15 protein-coding genes and 1 pseudogene are annotated in these 18,993 nt (G+C 69.9%); 5 read left to right on the forward strand and 11 right to left on the reverse strand.

Features of this window, described 5'->3' with window-relative positions:
* Positions 1-3 precede the first annotated feature (3 nt).
* Positions 4-2,193: a hypothetical protein gene (locus ACFTE1_RS09120; RefSeq protein WP_380624555.1), complete on the reverse strand. Its 2,190-nt coding sequence runs from the start codon at positions 2,191-2,193 to the stop codon at positions 4-6.
* 160 nt (positions 2,194-2,353) lie between these two features.
* On the opposite strand from ACFTE1_RS09120, the gene ACFTE1_RS09125 reads away from it, so the two are divergent.
* Positions 2,354-3,157, forward strand: a complete 804-nt coding sequence (locus tag ACFTE1_RS09125) for an exodeoxyribonuclease III (protein WP_380624557.1) — start codon at positions 2,354-2,356, stop codon at positions 3,155-3,157.
* A gap of 39 nt (positions 3,158-3,196) precedes the next feature.
* The gene (locus ACFTE1_RS09130; RefSeq protein WP_380624559.1) at positions 3,197-5,686 is read left to right on the forward strand and encodes a DEAD/DEAH box helicase; all 2,490 of its coding nucleotides are present in this window, start codon (positions 3,197-3,199) and stop codon (positions 5,684-5,686) included.
* An 84-nt stretch (positions 5,687-5,770) separates the two neighbouring features.
* On the opposite strand, the gene ACFTE1_RS09135 is transcribed toward ACFTE1_RS09130, so the two are convergent.
* Entirely contained in the window at positions 5,771-6,388 is a 618-nt protein-coding gene (locus ACFTE1_RS09135) for a YigZ family protein (RefSeq protein ID WP_380624561.1), read from the reverse strand.
* Between the two features lie 76 nt (positions 6,389-6,464).
* Entirely contained in the window at positions 6,465-6,848 is a 384-nt protein-coding gene (locus tag ACFTE1_RS09140; protein ID WP_380624563.1) for a CBU_0592 family membrane protein, read from the reverse strand.
* A gap of 237 nt (positions 6,849-7,085) precedes the next feature.
* On the opposite strand from ACFTE1_RS09140, the gene ACFTE1_RS09145 reads away from it, so the two are divergent.
* Together ACFTE1_RS09145 and ACFTE1_RS09150 are read left to right on the forward strand one after the other, a co-directional pair.
* Positions 7,086-8,051: a LysR family transcriptional regulator gene (locus tag ACFTE1_RS09145; protein ID WP_380624565.1), complete on the forward strand. Its 966-nt coding sequence runs from the start codon at positions 7,086-7,088 to the stop codon at positions 8,049-8,051.
* A gap of 163 nt (positions 8,052-8,214) precedes the next feature.
* On the forward strand, positions 8,215-8,784 hold the full coding sequence (locus ACFTE1_RS09150; protein WP_380624567.1) for a PadR family transcriptional regulator: 570 nt from the start codon (positions 8,215-8,217) through the stop codon (positions 8,782-8,784).
* 122 nt (positions 8,785-8,906) lie between these two features.
* Here the strand turns inward: ACFTE1_RS09150 and ACFTE1_RS09155 are convergent, their stop codons facing one another.
* Positions 8,907-10,265, reverse strand: a complete 1,359-nt coding sequence (locus tag ACFTE1_RS09155) for an Hsp70 family protein (RefSeq protein WP_380624569.1) — start codon at positions 10,263-10,265, stop codon at positions 8,907-8,909.
* A gap of 479 nt (positions 10,266-10,744) precedes the next feature.
* Between ACFTE1_RS09155 and ACFTE1_RS09160 the strand changes: the two genes are divergently transcribed.
* On the forward strand, positions 10,745-11,083 hold the full coding sequence (locus ACFTE1_RS09160; RefSeq protein WP_380624571.1) for an RNA polymerase-binding protein RbpA: 339 nt from the start codon (positions 10,745-10,747) through the stop codon (positions 11,081-11,083).
* A gap of 68 nt (positions 11,084-11,151) precedes the next feature.
* Here ACFTE1_RS09160 and ACFTE1_RS09165 read toward each other — a convergent pair whose 3' ends face one another.
* The 7 genes and pseudogenes from ACFTE1_RS09165 to ACFTE1_RS09195 all read right to left on the reverse strand — a co-directional run bounded on the left by ACFTE1_RS09165 (position 11,152) and on the right by ACFTE1_RS09195 (position 18,799).
* The gene (locus ACFTE1_RS09165; RefSeq protein ID WP_380624573.1) at positions 11,152-11,724 is read right to left on the reverse strand and encodes an FxsA family protein; all 573 of its coding nucleotides are present in this window, start codon (positions 11,722-11,724) and stop codon (positions 11,152-11,154) included.
* A gap of 4 nt (positions 11,725-11,728) precedes the next feature.
* Positions 11,729-12,491 (reverse strand): annotated as a pseudogene (locus tag ACFTE1_RS09170) (polyprenol monophosphomannose synthase).
* 9 nt (positions 12,492-12,500) lie between these two features.
* Positions 12,501-14,150: an apolipoprotein N-acyltransferase gene (gene lnt / locus ACFTE1_RS09175; RefSeq protein WP_380624577.1), complete on the reverse strand. Its 1,650-nt coding sequence runs from the start codon at positions 14,148-14,150 to the stop codon at positions 12,501-12,503.
* Positions 14,151-14,331: 181 nt separating this feature from the next.
* A complete protein-coding gene (locus tag ACFTE1_RS09180; protein ID WP_380624579.1) occupies positions 14,332-16,290 on the reverse strand; it encodes an amidohydrolase in 1,959 nt (652 codons plus the stop codon).
* 170 nt (positions 16,291-16,460) lie between these two features.
* On the reverse strand, positions 16,461-17,207 hold the full coding sequence (locus ACFTE1_RS09185; protein WP_380624581.1) for an amino acid ABC transporter ATP-binding protein: 747 nt from the start codon (positions 17,205-17,207) through the stop codon (positions 16,461-16,463).
* Complete coding sequence (locus ACFTE1_RS09190; protein ID WP_380624583.1) at positions 17,204-18,013, reverse strand: amino acid ABC transporter permease; 810 nt, start codon at positions 18,011-18,013, stop codon at positions 17,204-17,206. The genes ACFTE1_RS09185 and ACFTE1_RS09190 overlap by 4 nt, the downstream gene beginning before the upstream one ends.
* Positions 18,014-18,799, reverse strand: coding sequence for a transporter substrate-binding domain-containing protein (locus tag ACFTE1_RS09195; protein WP_380624585.1), 786 nt, complete (start codon positions 18,797-18,799; stop codon positions 18,014-18,016).
* Positions 18,800-18,993: the final 194 nt, after the last annotated feature.

Raw genomic sequence — 18,993 nt, forward strand, 5'->3', positions numbered from 1 at the left:
ACCTTAACCTTCGGGCTCGTCGGACGCTGCGAGGGGCCGCCCGGACCGGTCGGGCGCGACAGGCGTGGCGGCCACCGCCAATAGTGTGAACCCCGTGCCGGCGATGAAGGCGGGAATGGTGATTCCCGAATCGTTGAGGGCGAACCCCGCCGCCGAGGCGATCAGGAGCCCGGTCATGGCGGCATAGACCGCATCGTGGCGGGGGCGTCCCAGGCGCCGCCAGATCAGGAGGGACGCGACGGCGGCCACCGCCACCACCGCGACCAGCGGAGTATGCCAGAGTGTGGAGACCGCGGCGGTGATCTTGCGCGCCAGAACGTCGCCGGCGTCGCCGGAGAGAACGGAGCCGACGAACCGGCCCAAGTGGGTCTGGCTATCAGCCGGACGCATATAGTCCGCGATACCGGCCAGGGCTATGACCACGACGCCGATCGCTCCCGCACCGAGCAGAAGCCCGAGGGAGAAGCGCCGCCCCCACAGGACCCAGCAGGTGACGATGAGCGCGGCCACGAGGGTGATCGTTCCACCGACGTTGCGGCCCATGGTGGGCGCACCGGTGATGGCGACCGCTGCCAAGGACAGCGCGACGGGTCCGACGAACCGTGCGAGGTCCGGACGCCAAGGACTCCTGTCCCAAGGAGTGAGGGCGATGGTGAGCACGACGGCCGCGGTGAAGGCGGCAAAGGCATAGTTGCCCAGGCCCGCGAACCGGGCACCGGCCTGAGCCGTGTAGCCCATGGGGGTGTGCAGCGGCCAGGTCGACCCGGAGACCTGGTCGACGACGACGTACAGAATGATCGGCACCGACACCAGGAGGGCCGGGTGAGCACGACGGCGCAGCGGGCCCCACTGGGCGAGCGCGACGAGTACGGCGACGACTCCGGTGATGACGGCCCACAGCGACAGTTGCGGATGCTCGGTACGCCACCAAGCGGGAACCGACGCGGCCAGCGCCCCCAGCGGCATGGCGGCAGCGGCTGTGCAGAGAGCCTCCGCGCCACGATGGCGGGCACGTCGCAGAACCATCCACGCCCCCGCAGCGACAGCGAACGTACCGACCACGGCCAGAGTGGTGAAGAACCCGGGCATGACCCGAGCGACCTCGGCGGCGGCGCGAGTCTCGTCCCAACCGCGCTCCCGCGCCGCTGCGGCCGTCTGGTGCTCGTCGGCGCGGACTTCCACCGCACGACCGGACATGACCGACGGCGACTCCATGCCGACGGACTCCAGGAGGGTGGGGGCGAGGTCGACCAGCTGGACGTAGCCGTCGCGTCCGGTCGTCGGCGAGGTCAGCGACCCGGTCTCGACGCCTCGGCCGTGGTAGAGGACGGGGTGGAGCCGGGAGGGGTAGCCGGTGTCGGAGATGCCGGCCACGACGCTGCGCCAGGTGGAGGGTATGGCCTCCAGAACGGTCCCGACGGCCTCGTCGGCCGACCGGACGCGCTCTTGGCGCACCGAGTCGGGGACGTCCTCGTCGGGGGCCTCGCCCTTGCCGGGGTCGGTGTCGTCGCGTCCGGGGTCGTCGAAGTTGACGTCGGGGTCGGCGATCGTGTCGGGGCGGGCGTTGGACACCACCACGCCGGGGTCGACCACCACGATCCGGCAGGTCTCGACGGCGTCGCGCACGTCGGAGAGGTCGGGACTGTAATAGTCGATGCGGCCCTCGGTGTCGGCCGCCGCGAGCGCTCCGCCACGGCCGATGGCCGCCACGCACGAGCCCTGTTCACGGGCGGCGTCGGCCAGCGACCCCAGCCGGGCGCCGTAATTGTAGGCCGCGTTGGCCTCCGCGAGTTCGGCGTACCAGGGCAGGGTCCATGTCCCGTCGTCCCCGCGCACGGGCGCGGGGATACGCGTCTGGGCCTCGCAGGCGGCGTCGCGGGCGTTGAGCCCGCCGGCGCGCGCACCGGCGCCCACCGAGACCCAGCCGGCCTCGGGGCAGGTCCACGACCCGATCGTGCGCACGCTCATCGCCCCGGAAGCGCCTCCGCCGACCAGGCTCCAGAGGTGAGGCGTCCGCTCTTCGTCGATGTCGCCCCAGGACAGTCCGGGGACACCGACCAACACCACGCCGTCGGCCGACCCGGCCTCCTCGGCGTTCGCCGGCGCCGCCGCCAGCACAGCGATGGCCGACAAGGCGGCGAAGAGCACCAGACGACGAATTCCGCGCCAAACCGGCGACAATCCCGCGAACATACCGACAGTCTAAGGTCCCGCGCGCCGGGGCCGGGGCCCGCACCGCGCCGACCGACGCAATTCACGATCGGCACCACCCGAATCCGCGACCCGCGCCACGAACTCTGGCGGGCGCCCGGACACTTGGTACGTTGGAACGACCGGACCGGAGAGGAACACTATGACCACCACCATCGCCACCGCCAACGTCAACGGCGTCCGCGCCGCGAGCAAGAAGGGCATCGTCGAGTGGCTCGCGGACACCGACGCCGACCTCGTCCTCCTCCAGGAGGTGCGCGCCGAGCGGGACCAGATTCCCGCCGCGGCGCTGGAATCCGGCGGATGGCACTGGCACACCGCGCCCAGCCGGGTGGCCAAGGGCCGCGCCGGCGTGGCCCTGCTGACGCGCGAGGACGACGTCGAGGCGCGCGTGGGCTTCCAGTCCGACGAGTTCGACACCGCAGGGCGCTACATCGAAATCGACCACGGCCCGGTGACCGTCGGCAGCCTCTACCTCCCCTCCGGCGAGACCGGCACTCCCCGCCAGGAAGAGAAGTACCGGTTCCTCGACGAGTTCGGCGCCTACCTCCGCGCCAAGAAGAAGGAGGTCGAGGCCGAGGGACGCCACTTCGTCGTCGGCGGCGACTGGAACATCGCCCCGAAGGAGGCCGACCTCAAGAACTGGAAGAACAACAAGAAAACCTCCGGCTTCCTCCCCGAGGAGCGCGCCTGGGTGGAGGCGCTCAAGACCGAGGCCGGCTTCACCGACCCGTTCCGCGAGCTCCACCCCGACCAGGACGGCCCCTACAGCTGGTGGTCCTACCGCGGCAAGGCGTTCGACAACGACGCCGGCTGGCGCATCGACTACCAGCTGGCCACTCCCGGCCTCGGCGCCAAGGCGCTCTCGGCCCGCGTCGACCGCGCCGAGTCCTACGACACGCGCTGGTCCGACCACGCGCCCGTCGTCATCGCCTACGACATCTGAGCGCGTCCCACTTTGCCGAAGCGGAGGCTCACTGGCATCATGGAACCGGTGAGCCTCCAAAACCACCTGCCCGACGATCCGACGCCCGACAACGTCTTCACGGCCTTCACCGAATGGGCCGAGGAGAACGGCATCACCCTCTACCCCCACCAGGAGGAAGCCCTCCTCAACATCGTCACCGGCAACAACTCGATCGTCTCCACCCCCACCGGATCGGGCAAGTCCCTCATCGCCGCCGCCGCGCACTTCAACGCGCTGGCCACCAACGGCGTCTCCTTCTACACCGCCCCCATCAAGGCCCTCGTCTCCGAGAAGTTCTTCGAGCTGTGCGAGCAGTTCGGCTCCGACAACGTCGGCATGCTCACCGGCGACGCCTCGGTCAACCCCGACGCGCCGCTGATCTGCGCCACCGCCGAGATCGTCGCGAACCTCGCCCTCCGCGAGGCCGACAAGCTCGACTGCGCCTCCCTGGTCGCCGACGAGTTCCACTTCTACGCCGAGCCCGACCGCGGCTGGGCCTGGCAGGTGCCGCTGCTGCTGCTCCCGCAGACCCAGTTCACGCTGCTGTCGGCGACCCTGGGCGACACTGAGAAGTTCGAGGAGGGCCTCACGGACCTGACCGGGCGCGACACCCTCACCGTCACCGGCGCCCACCGGCCCGTCCCGCTCGACTACGAGTGGCAGACCACCCCGCTGCACGAGACCGTCCAGAACCTCGTCAAGCACGAGCAGGCGCCCGCCTACATCGTCCACTTCGCGCAGGCCGCCGCCCTGGAGACCGCCACCAGCCTCGCGAGCCTCGGGCTGGTCTCCAAGGAGGAGAAGGCCGCCATCTCCGAGGCCCTCGGCGGCTTCCGGTTCACCACGAAGTTCGGCCAGACCCTCGCCCGGCTCGTCCGCCACGGCATCGGAGTGCACCACGCGGGCATGCTCCCCAAATACCGTCGCATGGTCGAGCGGCTCACCCAGAAGGGCCTGCTCAAGGTCATCTGCGGCACCGACACGCTCGGCGTCGGCATCAACGTCCCCATCCGCACCGTCCTCTTCACCGGACTCACGAAGTACGACGGCCGCAGGCAGCGGCGCCTGCGCGCCCGCGAGTTCCACCAGATCGCCGGACGGGCCGGACGGGCCGGTTACGACACGGTCGGCTACGTTCTCTGCCAGGCCCCCGAGCACGTCATCGAGAACGAGAAGGCCAAGCTCAAGGCCGCCGGCGACCCGAAGAAACTCAAGAAGCTCAAGCCCAAGCGCCCGCCGGACGGCTTCGTGTCCTGGAGCGAGGAGACGTTCACCAAGCTCATCGACTCCCCGCCCGAGACGCTCCAGTCGCGGATGAAGGTCAACCACGCGATCCTGCTCAACGTCCTGGAACGCGGCGGCGACGCCTTCGGCCACGTCAGGGAGCTGATCGAGCAGTCCCACGAGACCCGCCGCGAACAGCTGCGCCTCGAGAGGACCGCGCTGCGCATCGGCCGGTCCATGCGGGACACGGGCATCATCACCACCGGCGAGGAGGGCGTGCGACTGGGCACGGACGTGCCGGACAACTTCGCGCTCAACGAGCCCTTGGCGCCCTTCGCGCTGGCGGCACTGGAGATCCTCGACAAAGAAGATGCCGACTACGCGCTGGACCTGCTCAGCATCGTCGAGTCCACCCTGGAGGGCCCGGGGCAGATCCTCATGGCGCAGAAAGACAAGGCCAAGGGAGAGGCCATCGACTCGATGAAGGCCGAAGGGGTGGACTACTACGACCGCATGAACGCCGTGGAGGACATCACCTACGCCCGCCCGCTGGCCGAGAAGCTCGAACCGGCCTACGAGGCCTACCAGGAGACCAACCCCTGGGTCGGCGACTACCGCCTGGAGCCCAAGTCGATCCTCCGCGACATCTGGGCCAACCGGATGACCTTCGGCGAGTTCGTCTCCACCTACCGCATCGGCCGCTCCGAAGGACTGCTGCTGCGCTACCTCACCAGCGCCTACAAGTTCCTCTCCCAGACGCTGCCCGACGAGGCCTACACCGACGAGGTCGACGACATCGTCGACTGGCTCGGCGAGACGATCCGCCAGACCGACTCCTCGCTCATCAACGAGTGGGAGCAGCTGGCCAATCCCGTGGAGGGCGACGAGGACCTCGACCCCGGACGGCCCTCCCGCGCCTTCACCGACAACAAGCGGGCCTTCACCATCGCGGTGCGCAACCTCGCCTGGCGCCACGTCGAGCTGGCCGCCTCCGACCGGCCCGCCGCGCTGGCCGAACTGGGCACCGGATGGCGCGAGCACCAGTGGGACGGCGCCCTGGAGGCCTACTACAAGGCGCACGACGACATCGGCATCGACGCCGAGGCCCGGTCCAAGGAGTTCTTCACCGTCGCCGAGGAGGAGCGGACCTGGACGGTCCGCCAGGTGGTCGCCGACCCCGAGGGCGACCGCGACTGGGCGATCGTCCTGACGGTCGACCTGGACGCCTCGGACGAGGCCGGAGAGGTCGTCGCCGAGGTTCAGAGCTTCAACGACGAGCTCTGAGAACGCGAACGACAAAGGCGAGGAGGCATAGCCTCCTCGCCTTTCGGTTGTCTGCCGCCGGACCGCACCGGGGCGGCCGGGCCTCTAGGAGACCGGGCGCTCCAGCCGGACGGGGTCGGCCTCCTCCAGGTTGGCCGCTCCGGCGGTGCTCTGGTTGACCAGGTCTCGCAGGGCCGCGATGTCCTCGGCAGCGAGGGTGAGGGCGACTTGGGATCCATAGTCGACGTCGCTTACGAGGACCTCCTCGCGCGAGCGCAGCAGGGCCTCCAAGGGGCCGGCGTGGTCGTAGTCCACCGTCGCGCGCAGGCGCGGCCAGTGGACGATCTCCAGCAGTTCGGCGCGGTCGAGGGCGGCGGTGACGGCGCCTCCGTAGGCGCGCACCAGTCCTCCGGCGCCGAGCTTGACGCCGCCGAAGTGGCGGGTGACGATGGCGAGGACGTTGGTCAGGCCCCGCCCGCGCAGGGCCTCCAGCATGGGGACCCCGGCCGTGCCGGAGGGTTCGCCGTCGTCGGAGGAGCGGGCCGTCAGCCCGTCGGCGGCGACGAAGGCGGTGCAGTTGTGGTTGGCGTTCCAGTGCTCCTTGCGGTGGTCCTCGATGATCGCCCTCGCCTCGTCCTCTCCGTCGATCCGGTGGAGGTGGCAGAGGAACCGGGACTTGCTGATGACCGTCTCGTTCTCTACGGCCCGGGCGATGGTGAACACAAGCGACGATTCTAGCCCTCCGCGGCGGACCGGGCCCCTGGCGGACGGGACCCGGTGACTCTCCGCGGAGCGGGGCTCAGTAGACCGCGCCGGTGGGGACCGGCCGGTAGGTCGCCAGGGACGGCTCGGCGAACATCTCCGGGTCGGGTTCCAGCAGGTCGCCCTCGGCCCGGACCTCTTCCTCCGGCGCGAGCTCGGGTAGCGGTTGGCAAGAACGCTTGCGGCGGCGCACAATGAACGTACCGGAGACCATGACGATCCAGGTGGCGTTCAAGAGCATGAGGCCCCAGTCGAAGCCCATGGACGCCGACACCAGCAGGAACAGCGCGCCGATTCCTATCAGGAGCAGGCTGAGCGGCGCGGTGGCCTCGATGCGGCGGCTTTGCACGAGAATGTACTGCGCGATATAGAGGGCAGCGCCGATGAATTGAAGGGCTATGCGCACGTCGAATTCGGGCATGACAATCTCCACTGGGTGGTCGTGTTCAGGTCTGGGTGGGGTCGGTCGCCCGTTAGTCCCGTGGGGGCGACCGACGGTCTCAATGAGAGAAGGGAAGGATGTGCGGGTTCGTCCGACCCGCTGAATCGAATGTAAATCAGGGTCTGGTGGCGGGGCAAGCGGAATGGGCGACGGACACAGCCTGATTTTTCGAACCGAATTGTTAAGCTGGACCTTCAAGATCGGAGGAATCGGAGAATGATAGACCTGCGTCGGCTCCATGTGCTGCGGGAGGTGGCCCACCACGGGACCGTCTCGGCCGCGGCCAAGGCCCTGCACATGTCCGCTTCCGCTGCCTCCCAGCAGATCCGCCTCCTGTCCAAGGACCTCGGCGTGTCGCTGCTGGAGCCGAGCGGACGGCGGATCCGGCTCACGCCGGCCGCCCAGGTCCTCATTGCACACGTCGACGCGATCGAGGCGATGTGGCGTCTGGCCGAGGCCGAGATACAGGCCACAGCGGGCGAGCCCTCGGGGCTGCTGCGCCTGTGCGGCTTCCCCACCGCCATCGCGACCCTGCTGGCCCCGCTGGTCGAGCGGGCCAAGACCGAGTACCCGTCGCTGGAACTGAGGCTGCGCGAGGCAGAGGCGCCGGAGAGCTTCGACCTGCTCTTCGCCGGCAAGGCCGACATCGCCGTGGTCGAGTCCACACCCGACAACCCGCCGCCGGAGGACATCCGCTTCGACTCGCAGGTCATCTTCCACGACCCGTTCGACCTCGTGGTCCCCTCGGCCCACCGGCTGGCCAACACCAACGCCGTCGACCTGCGCGCGGTCGAGCGCGAGCCGTGGGTCATCGGCGTGCCGGGCTCGGCCCACCGCCGCCACGTCCTGACCGCCTGCGCCAACGCCGGCTTCCGCCCCACCCTCTACGGCGAGGCGCGCGAATGGTCTGTCATCGCCACCATGATCTCCTCCGGGCTGGGCGTCGGCCTCATTCCGCGGCTGATCGACCTCCCTCCCCACCTGGAGCTGGTGCGCGTGCCGATCGCCGGGCCGTACACGCCGCTGCGGCACTTCCTCGCCGTCACGCTGCGGGGCGCACGCGAGCGCCCGGCCGTCGCCGCCGTCCTGTCCATGCTCGACACCCTGGTCGGAGAGGCCGAGGTCATCGGGCCCGAGGAGAGGACGATGGACCGCTCTACCGGGCTTCCGGAGTCCACCTGAGAGGGACCGGATCCGCTCGGGCCGAACGTTCTCGGCGGCCACATTGGGAAGATTGCGCGCCTTCGGCGCGCTTTTTTCTTGTCCGGAGGGCAAAGCGTGTAGGATGGCAGAGGATATGGCCCTATATCGGGCGCGAGATATCTTCTAGTACAAGGAGGTTGGGGTGCTCAAGCTCGCCATACTCGGATTCCTCAGAGACCATCCCCTGCACGGCTACGACCTCAAGAAGCGCGTCGCCGCCCTCGCCGGCCACGTCCGCCCCATCGCCGACGGCACCCTCTACCCCACCATCAAGAAGCTCGAGGACGCCGGCTGCCTCACCAGGCGCACCGCGCCCGGCTCCGTCTCCGCTCCCCGGCACATGCTGGAGGTGACGCAGGAGGGCACCGACCAGCTGCGCCGCTGGCTGCGCGACCCCGAGGGCGTCTTCATCACCGACGACAACCGGTGGTACATCCTGCTGGCCTTCCTCCACCACCTGGAGAACCCCGCCGAACAGGCCATCGTGCTGCGCCGCCGCCTGTCCTTCCTGGACGACGAGCCCGTGCTCTTCTTCGACCAGGAGGGCCGCCCGCTGACCTCCGACCGCCTCGAGGGCCCGTTCCGGCCCGGACTGGTCAAGATCCACCGCGCCGGCGGCGGCGTCGAGAGAGAGTGGCTGGCCAAGCTGGCCGGGGAACTGGAGAGGCGCGCCGGACTCGTTCCCGGAGTGCCGCACCAGAGCGGCGACTGACCGCCCGGACGCGGAACGGCACGGGTGCCGCCGTGCCCGAGTCTCCGGCCGCCGGGGCGAGGGTCGCCCCGGGCCGCCTCACCGCCCGCCGTATTGCCGGGCGGCTAGCGCTAGAGCGGGCCTTACTGGCTCATGATGATGACGATGACGGTGAAGACCACGATCAGGATCGCCACGATCGCGGCGGTCACGAGCACCGCGGGGTCCTGGTGCAGCGGGCGCTTGGCAGGGACGTGGCCCGGACCCGGCACCGGACGGCCGACCTCCATCGGCTGCTGCTGCGGAACGGGAGCGGGACGGGCCTGAGGCATCACCGTGGCGGGCGCGGGAGCGCCGTGGCCGCCCGAGACCGGGCTGGCCGGCACCGCGGGACCACCGGACACCGGACGGGCCGCAGGGGCGCCCTGAGGCGGCGGACCGGACGACGCGCGCACCGCGCCCTCGGCCACGACCGTCTCCGGCTGCTCGAAGGCCTTCGCCGGAACGCCCAGCTTCTCGTGGATCAGCTGCGAGATCATCGGAATGCGCGACGAGCCGCCCACCAGGAAGATGTTGACCAGGTCCTGGGGGCGCAGGTTCGCCGCCGCGAGCGCGCGGCCCAGGCAGTCGACCGTCTCGGCCAGCTTCGGGCGGGCGGCCTTCTCGAACTCGGCGCGCGTGATGTGGGCGTCTATCTCCAGGGCGGGCAGGTGGATCTCGGCGTTGTTCGAACGCGACAGGTTCTCCTTGGCCGCCCGCACGTCCTCGTAGAGCAGGCGCCGGTAGCGGCGGTAGGCGGGGGTCTGCGGGTTCATCAGCCGCTCCCACTCCTCGCTCTGCTGAGAGCCGTAGAGGGCGCCGAGGTGCTCCACGATCGCGTGGTCGAAGTCGAGTCCGCCGACATCGCTGACGCCCTCCTCCGCGAGCACCTCGAACCCGGCGTGCGTGCGGCGCACGACGGTGGCGTCGAAGGTGCCGCCGCCGAGGTCGTAGATGGCCAGCGAGCGGCCGGGGGTGATCTCGGTGCCCAGAGCGGTGGTGAAGTAGCTGGCGGCGGCGACCGGCTCGGGGATCAGCTGGGGGTTGTGGAACCCGGCCTGCGCGGCGGCCTCGGTGAGGATGGCGCGGCGCCTCTTGCCCCAGCGGGCGGGGTGGGTGAGGCGGACCTCGAGGGGGGTGGGGCCCATTTGGCGGGTGGCCTCGGCGCGGAACTCCCCCAGTACGGTGGCGATGGACTGGGTCACGGAAATCTCGTTGGTGCCCAGGAAGATCGATCCGTCGTCGATGCGGCGCTTCGGGTTGGGCTCGAAGCGCGCGGGGTCGGAGTTGGCGGCGCGTTCGGCCGAGCGTCCGACGAGCACGGTGCCGTCGGAGTTGAGGAAGATGGCGCTGGGGAGGATGGGGTGTCCGTCGATCAGCAGCGAGCGCGTCCGGCCGTCGGGGGCGCGCAGGACGGCGACGCTGTTGGAGGTGCCGAAGTCGATACCTATCACATGCTGCATGTTTCCACTCCTTTGCTTCATACACGATACTGGTTCGGACTTACGGGGCGAAACCGTCCCCTGCTCGGAGTAGGGTGTCCCGGGTGTACGGCGGAGGTACGGCTCTCGGGCTGGTTCGGGGTGTAGACGGTGCGGCAGGTGCACGGAAAACAGCCTTTTAGACAGGTTCGGGGTGTGGGCGGGGCGACGGGCGCATGGAAAAGGGGGCCTTTAGACAGGTTCGGGGTGTGGGCGGGGCGACGGGCGCGGGTGGGAGGCCTTACACACACTTGGGGGATAGACTTGGTAATCGGAGAGGCGCAAGGCCACACTTGAGCGGCCGGAACGGTTCCGGCGCGTACCCTGTTGGTGGCCGACGCCACGGGTCGGCGCGCCGCCGCAGGGAATCATCTGCGGGCCCGGTCTTGTTGTACTGTGAGTCGCCCGGGCGGTCGCACCGCCCCAGGTGAAGCGAGTCTGAAGGGAAAGTGCAGGGGAACATGAGCGAAAGAATGCTGAGAGGCTCCCGTCTCGGCGCGGTCAGCTACGAGTCCGACCGCAACACCGAACTTGCTCCGCGTCAGAGCCGTGACTACGTCTGCCCGAAGGGTCACCGCTTTGAGGTGCCCTTTGCCGCCGACGCCGAGATCCCGGCGACGTGGGAGTGCCGCCTCGACGGCAGCACCGCGCGTCTGGTCGACGGCGACGAGCCCGAGGTGAAGAAGTCGAAGCCGCCGCGCACCCACTGGGACATGCTCCTGGAGCGCCGGTCGCTCGAGGAGCTGGAGGACATCCTCGACGAGCGCCTGGAGCAGATGCGCGCCCGCCGCGGCGAGTAGTCCAGAGAATCGGCCGAGGGGCCCCGGAGTCATACTCCGGGGCCCCTCGTCGTGCTCTGCGGCGTTCCTCAGCGCTCGTCGCGGGGCGGTCCCTCGATCTCGCCCTCGATGACGGTGCCGGTGTCGTCGCGGACGGGCGACTCGGTCTCGGAGACCACTTCCCCGTCGATGACCACCTCGCCGCGGGCGTTGTACTTCTTGCCGAGGTTGGAGGTCTTGGCGAAGCGGTTGACCAGCGGCCGCAGCAGGTGGCGGGTGCCGGGGACGATGAGGGCGAGGCCGAACAGGTCGGTGACGAACCCGGGTATGAGCAGCAGGACCGCTCCGGCCACGGCGGTGCCGTCGGGGAGGTTCTCGTCGGGTTTGACCGTGCGCGGGTCGGCTCCGGCCTGGGCGGCGGCGAACTGCTTGCGCATCGACTCCATGGAGCGGCGTCCGAAGGAGCCCAGCGCCATGGCCCCGGCGAAGGAGGTCCCCAGCAGGAGCAGGACGGCCCAGCCGAATCCGAGCAGGTAGACGACGAAGAAGAAGAGCGCCAGTTCGGCCGCGCCCCACAGGGCGAGCGTCAACCGGACGGCGAAGGGGGCGCGGGGCGGGCGGCCGGGGGCCGCTCCCGGTTCGGGCTGTGCGGTGTTGTCCATGTCCTCACACCTCTCGATGGCGCTGCGGTGCCGGTCGGGCGGCCTTGCCGCGTCTCAGTCCCCCGAGGCGGCGGTCGACCCCCCAGCGGGTGACGTTGCGGACCGCTTCGAGAGCGATGGGGGCGGTCATCTTGGACCGGCCCACGCGTCGTTCGGTGAAGACGATGGGCAGTTCCACCACGCGCATTCCGTTGCGCAGGGCCCGCCAGGTCAGGTCGATCTGGAAGCAGTACCCGACCGATTCAACTGTACCCAGTGACAGCTCTCGGAGCGCTTCTGTACGCCAGGCGCGAAAACCGGCGGTGACGTCGGCGGTGGAGACGCCCAGGAGCGCCCTGGTGTAGAGGCTGGCGGCCCGGGAGAGCCCGAGGCGGTGCAGGGGGCCAGTTGACCACTCCCCCGCCGGGGACGTAGCGCGAGCCTATGGCGAGGTCGGCGCCAGCGAGCGCGGCGAAGAGCCGGTCCAGGTCGGCGGGGTTGTGGGAGCCGTCGGCGTCCATCTGGGCGACGGCGTCGTAGCCGGCGTCCAGGGCCCAGGCGAATCCGTCGAGGTAGGCGCCGGCCAGTCCGGTCTTCTCCTTGCGGTGGAGGACGCGGACGGCGTCGTCGGCCCGGGCGGCGGCGTCGGCGAGGTCGCCGGTGCCGTCCGGGGAGCCGTCGTCGACGACGAGGATGTCGGTGCCCGGGGAGGCGGCGCGGGTGCGCCGCAGGATCTCCGGGAGGCAGTCGGCCTCGTTGTAGGTCGGGATGACGACGACTCTGCTCATGTGCGGGCCCTATCGGCCGTCCGCGGCGGCGCGGCGGGCGCGGACGTTGTGGACGGCGGCCCATCCCAGCAGGGCGGTGCCGACCAGGACGAGCAGGATTTCGGGCAGGGCCCCCGTGCGGGTGGCGGGGGTGGTCTCGGTGGATTTGGTGAGGGTGCGGACGATGACGTCGGCGGTGTTGAACTCCGTGGCGTCGTAGACCCGGCCCTCGGAGTCGACGAAGGCGGAGACGCCCACGGTGGAGGCCATGAGGGAGTCGCGGGAGTGCTCGACGGCGCGGAGGCGGATCTGGGCGAGCTGCTGAGTGGCCTCGGCGTTGTCGAAGGTGGCGTTGTTCGTCTGCACGGCGAGCAGTTCGGCCCCGTCGGTGACGGAGTTGCGGACCAGTTCGTCGTAGGAGACCTCGAAGCAGATGTTCCCGGCGACGGTGGTGCCCTCGATGTCGACCACGGCGGGGCCGGTGCCGGCCTCGAAGCCGTTGACGTTGTCGATGCCCTCGGCCATGCGGGGGTCGATCCAGCCGGCGACGGTGCGGAAGAAGGGCTTGTAGGGGACGTACTCGGCGAAGGGCACGGGGTGGTGCTTGGTGTAGAAGTCGACGGCGCCCGCTTCGGGGTCCCAGACGACGCTGGTGTTGGAGAGGGTTCCGTCCTCCTGGGTGACGATGGCGCCGAAGTAGATCGGCACGCCGACCGCTTCGGCGGCCAGCTGGATCTGCTCGGCGGCGTCGGGGTTGGCGAACGGGTCGATGTCGCTGGAGTTCTCGGCCCAGACGACGAAGTCGGGCTGCGGGGCGTCGCCGGCGGCGACCTGGTCGGCGAGGTCGAGGGTGCCCTGGACGTGGTTGTCGAGGACGGCGCGGCGCTGGGCGTTGAAGTCCAGGCCCATGCGGGGGACGTTGCCCTGGACGACGGCGACGGTGGTCTCCTCCCCCGAGGGCGCGGTGGTGCCGGTGGGGACGGCGTAGCCGGCCGCGAAGACGGCGGCGGCACCGACGGCGAGGAGGGCGGCGGGGCGGGCTTCGCGGGCCGCCAGCCGCCAGGCGGCGAGCGCGAGGAGGCCTCCGGCGAGGCCGGCGGCGAAGGTGACCAGCGGGGCGCCGCCGAGCCAGGCGAAGGACACCAGGGGGCTGTCGGCCTGGCTGAAGGCGAGGCGTCCCCAGGGGAAGCCGCCGAAGGGCTGGCGGTCGCGCAGGGCCTCCTGGCCGACCCAGGCGAGGGCGATGGCGAGGGGCCACAGGGCGCGGTGGCGGTCGAAGAGGCGGCTGCCGGCGGCGAGCGCGGCGCCGAGGAGGCCTATGAAGACGGCTTGGAGGAGGGTGAGGAAGACCCAGGGCCACTGGCCGACCTGGGTGGAGGACCAGGCGAGGAGCGGGAGGAAGAAGGCGGCGCCGTAGACCGTGCCGACGCCGAAGCCGCCGCGGAGGCGGCGGCGGTGGACGGCGAGGGCGAGGAGGGCGACCGAGACGGGGGCGAGGTACCACTGGTCGTAGGGCGGGAAGGCCGCGACGGCGATGAGCCCGGCCAGTGCGGCGACCGCGAGGGCCGCGGGGAGGGAGAGGGTCTTGCTGAGGGGGCCCTCGCGGAACCACCGGGACGGCGCGGGGGTGTCGGTCTCGGTGGCGTCGGTGTCGGGCTTCTCTGCCGGGATCGTGGCCATGAGCGGTCTTTCTGGGCAGCCGGTACGTGCGTGGGTCTACTTTACCCGTCGCGTGGTCGCGCGGGCGCGGCGCGGTTTTGAGAATGCGCTGATATGGGGCGGGAAAGGGCGCCTCTCACGCGTGGACCGTTCGCGTTCGAGTCCGGACAGGGAGAAAGGGACGCAGCGTGTCTGAATCGTGCTACGTCCCTTTGCACACGGGTTTCTCCCAGTCCCAGTGTTGGTGAGCGGCGGCTTCGGGCCGTGACCTTCGGACCAGTGCGCTGCCGTCTGGATGACCGGCATCGCACTGTTGTCTAGGGGCCCCGTCCTTCCGCGGCCTATCACCTTCGGCGACCGCTCGCCCGCTCCGCCGAACCACGCTCGCTGGACCTGGCCGCTGACGGCGGTGCGGCCGGCGCCGCCGTCTTGTCCAGTTCGCGTGGAAGCAAAGCAAGTCGAGTCGCCCCCGACGTTCGTTGTCTCCGGGTGTCTGGTCCGGTGTTCGACAACGAGGACGCCTCCCACCGTAAGGCAAAAGACTAAGCCAATTTAAAGCGGGTCGGGACTCTTGTCCGCCAAAAAGTTGTGTGACGTATAACATAGTTGTGTTTTCGGAGGTGAGACGCTCGGTTGTGAGTGTTTCTCCGGCCGCGACGGTGGCCAGGCACTCGGGAGCCGGTGCGAGTGCGTCACTCCACTGCTCGGGCGTGGCGTCTTTCAAGTCCCACGCGGCGAAGTAGGCCTTCATACCGGGCGTGAGCTTGCCGGCGTCGGGTACGCCCAGGGCCCGCCAGCCGCCCTTGGTGGCGGCGCTGAAGGCCGCCTCGGGGTTCAGCGAGTGGGCCGGGTTGTGGTGGTTGGCCGCGGCCTTGACCCCTCCCCAGGGGTCGAGGGCCGTCACCGGCGAGTCCGACCCGAGGGCCAGGGGGATGCCGATGCCGTGCATCTGGGACCAGGGATTGGCCTCCAGGGACCGCTTTTCACCGATCCGGGTGGCGTACATGGCCTCCTCGCCGCCCCACGCGGCGTCGAACGCCGGCTGTACGGAGGCGTGCAGGCCGAAGTGGACCATGGCGGCAGCGGACTCGGTCGAGAGCATCTCGACGTGCTCGATGCGGTGGCGCGCCGAGCGGATCTCGGTCAGCGGCAGCGTCTCGGCCGCGAGGGAGAAGCCCTCGACGACGGTGTCGATCGCCGCGTCCCCGATGGCGTGGAACGCCGCCGGCATCGCGTAGTGGTGGCAGTTGAGGAGGTGGTCGCGGATCTCCTCGGCGCTGTAGTAGAGCACGCCCCGGTTGCCCGGGTCGTCGCTGTAGTCCTCGTTGAGGGCGGCGGTGCGAGCGCCGATGGAGCCGTCGACCGAGAGGTCGCCTCCGCAGCCGTAGGCGCCCAGGTCGCGGGCGCGCTCGGCGGCCTGGGGCTCGCCCCACCAGCCGTAGACGTCGGGGAGGTGGGGCTTCGACCCCAGGTCGAGCAGGCCGCGGAACTCCTCTTCGGCGGCGGGGTCGGAGTCGATGGGGATGAAGTTCTCCACCAGGGCGGCGATGCCGAGCGACGCGGCGTGGCGCAGCGCGGCCTCGGAGGTCTGGAGCCGCTGGGAGGCCGGAACGACGGCCATCGCGCGGGCCCGGGCCTGCCGGTGGGCGTCGCGGCTCAAGGTGCCGGAGGCGTCGTAGCCGTCGTAGGCGGCCAGTTCGGGGTGGTCGGCGAGGAATCCCGCCGAGGCGATGCCGGTGTGGCCGCAGGTGCGCGAGAGGTAGACGCGGCGTCCCCCTCCCGCGCGCTCGAGCTCGTCCGGCGTCGGGAGAACGGGCTCGGGCCAGGTCGTCTCGTCCCAGCCGTGGGCCAGGACGATGGCGTCGGTCGGGAGTTCCCCGGCGTGCGATGCCAGTCGGTCGAGCAGGTCGGCGCCGCTGCGGGCCTCGCCGGGACGGAAGCCCAGCAGGGTGGCGCCGGTTCCTCCGATGTGGGCGTGCGAGTCGACGAACGCGGGTGTGATCAGGGCGTCTCCGAAGTCGACGGTCCGGTCGGCCTTCGGAGCCAGGCCCGCCTCCCCGATCCAGGTGATGGTGTCCCCTTCGGTGGCAATGGCCGTGGCGTCCGGGGCCGTGGGACAGTGCACATGCCCGGCTCGCCACACAATCGTGGGTTTCGTCATAATCCCATTGTCGCAATGGTCCCCGGGGGGACGAGTAGTCCACCTGAAAGAGACTCCCATTCCACAGAACCGGGCACCCGGGCCCGCCGGGAGGAGGGTGCCGTGCGGTCTCCTGCCGTCCAGACCCTCGTCCGTCCGCCGCACGGCACCGGGCTCGCGACCGGCCCCGGTCAGTCCGCCGGGTGGAGGACCCGGTGGAGGAAGCCCTTGGCCCTTTCGGTCTTGGGGTCGGTCAAGACGTCCGCCGGCGGCCCCTGCTCGCAGATGACCCCGTCGCTGAGGAACAGGACGCGGTCGGCGACTTCCTTGGCGAAGTCCATCTCGTGGGTCACGACGATCATCGTCATCCCCTCGTCGGCCAGGCGCCGCATCACGTGAAGGACCTCCCCGACCAGCTCGGGGTCGAGGGCCGAGGTCGGCTCGTCGAAGAGCATGAGCCGGGGGCCCATGGCCAGCGCCCGCGCGATCGCGACGCGCTGCTGCTGGCCGCCCGACAGCTGGGCGGGCTTGGCCTTCTCCTTGCCCTCCACTCCGACGGCCTCCAACTGGCGGCGCGCGTTGGCGACGGCCTCGGCCTTGCCGCGCCCCAGCACCCGGCGCTGGGGAAGGACGATGTTGTCGAGGATCGACAAGTGGCTGAACAGGTTGAACTGCTGGAAGACCATGCCGATGTCGCGGCGGGCGGCGTCGATGTCGACGTCCGGGTCCGTCATCGAGTGCCCGGCGGCCTCGACGGTGCCCTGCGTGGGCTCCTCCAGCATGTTGACGCACCGCAGGAGCGTCGACTTGCCCGATCCGGACGGGCCGATGAGGCACACGACCTCGCCCTCCCGGATCGAGACGTCCACTCCCTTGAGGACCTCCAGGTCCCCGAAGGCCTTGTGCAGGCCCGCGATCTTCACGATCGGCTCGCTCACCGCGACTCCCCCTTGTTCTCCAGACGCCGGGCCAGCATCGACAGCGGCACGGTGATCAGCAGGTACAGCAGTCCGCCCACCAGCAGCGGCGTGGCGTTGGCCGTGGCGTTGAGCTCCGAGCGGGCGAAGGTCGCCAGCTCCATGCTCGAGGCGGTGACGCCCACGACGAAAACCAGCGAGGAGTCCTTGGTCAGCATGACCAGCTCGTTGGTCAGCGGCGGGATGACGATCCGCACCGCCTGCGGCAGCACGATCGACACCATGGTGCGCATGTGGCTCATGCCCAGCGAGCGGGCCGCCTCGATCTGCCCCTTGGGAACGGCCTGGATGCCGGCCCGGACGGTCTCGGCGATATAGGCCGACGACGTCAGGCCCAGGCCCAGGGCGACCTGCCCGTAGACGCCGCCGGGCAGCACCATCCCGGAGAAGGCCTGCGGCAGGCCGAAGGCCACGATGAACAGCACCAGCAGCGCCGGAAGCCCACGGAACAGCTCGATGTAGGCGGTGGCGAACCAGCGGTAGGGCGCGACCTCGCTGATGCGCATCAACGCCATCGGAACGCCCACGACCACGCCGAAGGCGAAGGCCAGGACGGTGTAGGCGATGGTGTTGCCGAACGCCTCCCACACCCGCGGGAACATGTCCCCGGCTATGTCCAGGCGGAAGAACGAGTCGGCTATCTGGCCCCAGTCGGCCGCCAAGGCGACGGCGGCCAGCACGGCGAGGAAGACGCCGTACTGGATCGCGCGGACCAGTTTCCTCCTGGTCCGCGGGCTCATGGAGGAGGCGGGAGTCGCGACGGCCATCTACTCGGCGCTCTCCAGCTGCCCGGAGTACTCCACGCCGATCCACTCCCGGTAGATCTTCTCGTACTCGCCGGACTCCAGGGCCGCGGCGATCATGTCATTGACCTCGCCCAGGAGCTCGTCGTCGTCCTTCTTGACGGCGTAGCCGTAGTACTCTTCGGTCGGCAGCTCCTCGGCGACGGTGAAGTCGCTCTCGCCCTCGGCGAAGGAGTTCCAGTTCGACAGGTCGGCGATCGAGGCGTCGACCGAGCCGGCCTTCATGGCGTTGGCGACCGAGCCCATGTCGTCGAACTTGACGACCTCCAGGCCCTTCTCCTCCTCGAGGTCCTCGGCGTAGCTCTCGCCGGTGGTCGCCGTCTGGACGCCGACCCTCTTGCCCTCGAGGTCGTCGACGCTCGCGACGTCGGAGTCCGTCGTCGTGGCCAGAGCCTGGTCGGCGCGGAAGTACGGGTCGGACATCCCCAGCGCCTCCTGGCGCTCGTCGGTGATGGTGATGCCGGCCGCGGCGATGTCGCAGGTGCCGGCCAGGAACGCCGAACCGGACTCGATGGCGGCGAAGTCGACCTCCACCCAGGACAGCTCCCGGTCCGTTCGGTCGGCCAAGAGTTGCATCATGTCGGCGTCGAAGCCCACGATGTCGTCACCGGAGCGCTCCTCGAAGGGGGCGAAGGGCACGTTCGTGCAGACGGTCAGGGCGTTGTCGTCCCCGTCGGACCCGCAGGCGGTCAGCCCGGTCAGGGCCGCGGCGGCCACTCCCGCACCGGCGGTGAGGCGCTTGAAGCTCATCGGAACACTCCTAATAACTATTCGTAACAGGTTTTAATTATGCAAACGGCGGGCCTTTTATGCAAACTCCCGCTTTAGAATGTGGCCCGCATCGCGGACGAATGGTGCCGAACGGCGGGAAATGGCGGGAACAGGAGGAAAATGACTACCTCGTGTTCGATATATATCTAGTAACCCTGTCCGTGCGTCGCATC

This window comes from Salininema proteolyticum (genome assembly GCF_042685645.1).
Taxonomy (GTDB): Bacteria; Actinomycetota; Actinomycetes; order Mycobacteriales; family Micromonosporaceae; genus Salininema; species Salininema proteolyticum.

Coding starts and splice junctions, on each gene's coding strand:
- ACFTE1_RS09120 (WP_380624555.1), bottom strand. CDS start 2,193: ATGTTCGCGGGATTGTCGCCGGTTTGGCGCGGAATTCGTCGTCTGGTG.
- lnt (WP_380624577.1), bottom strand. CDS start 14,150: ATGGCCACGATCCCGGCAGAGAAGCCCGACACCGACGCCACCGAGACC.
- ACFTE1_RS09195 (WP_380624585.1), bottom strand. CDS start 18,799: ATGAGCTTCAAGCGCCTCACCGCCGGTGCGGGAGTGGCCGCCGCGGCC.
- ACFTE1_RS09155 (WP_380624569.1), bottom strand. CDS start 10,265: ATGCAGCATGTGATAGGTATCGACTTCGGCACCTCCAACAGCGTCGCC.
- ACFTE1_RS09140 (WP_380624563.1), bottom strand. CDS start 6,848: ATGCCCGAATTCGACGTGCGCATAGCCCTTCAATTCATCGGCGCTGCC.
- ACFTE1_RS09165 (WP_380624573.1), bottom strand. CDS start 11,724: ATGGACAACACCGCACAGCCCGAACCGGGAGCGGCCCCCGGCCGCCCG.
- ACFTE1_RS09160 (WP_380624571.1), top strand. CDS start 10,745: ATGAGCGAAAGAATGCTGAGAGGCTCCCGTCTCGGCGCGGTCAGCTAC.
- ACFTE1_RS09125 (WP_380624557.1), top strand. CDS start 2,354: ATGACCACCACCATCGCCACCGCCAACGTCAACGGCGTCCGCGCCGCG.
- ACFTE1_RS09145 (WP_380624565.1), top strand. CDS start 7,086: ATGATAGACCTGCGTCGGCTCCATGTGCTGCGGGAGGTGGCCCACCAC.
- ACFTE1_RS09190 (WP_380624583.1), bottom strand. CDS start 18,013: ATGGCCGTCGCGACTCCCGCCTCCTCCATGAGCCCGCGGACCAGGAGG.
- ACFTE1_RS09130 (WP_380624559.1), top strand. CDS start 3,197: ATGGAACCGGTGAGCCTCCAAAACCACCTGCCCGACGATCCGACGCCC.
- ACFTE1_RS09180 (WP_380624579.1), bottom strand. CDS start 16,290: ATGACGAAACCCACGATTGTGTGGCGAGCCGGGCATGTGCACTGTCCC.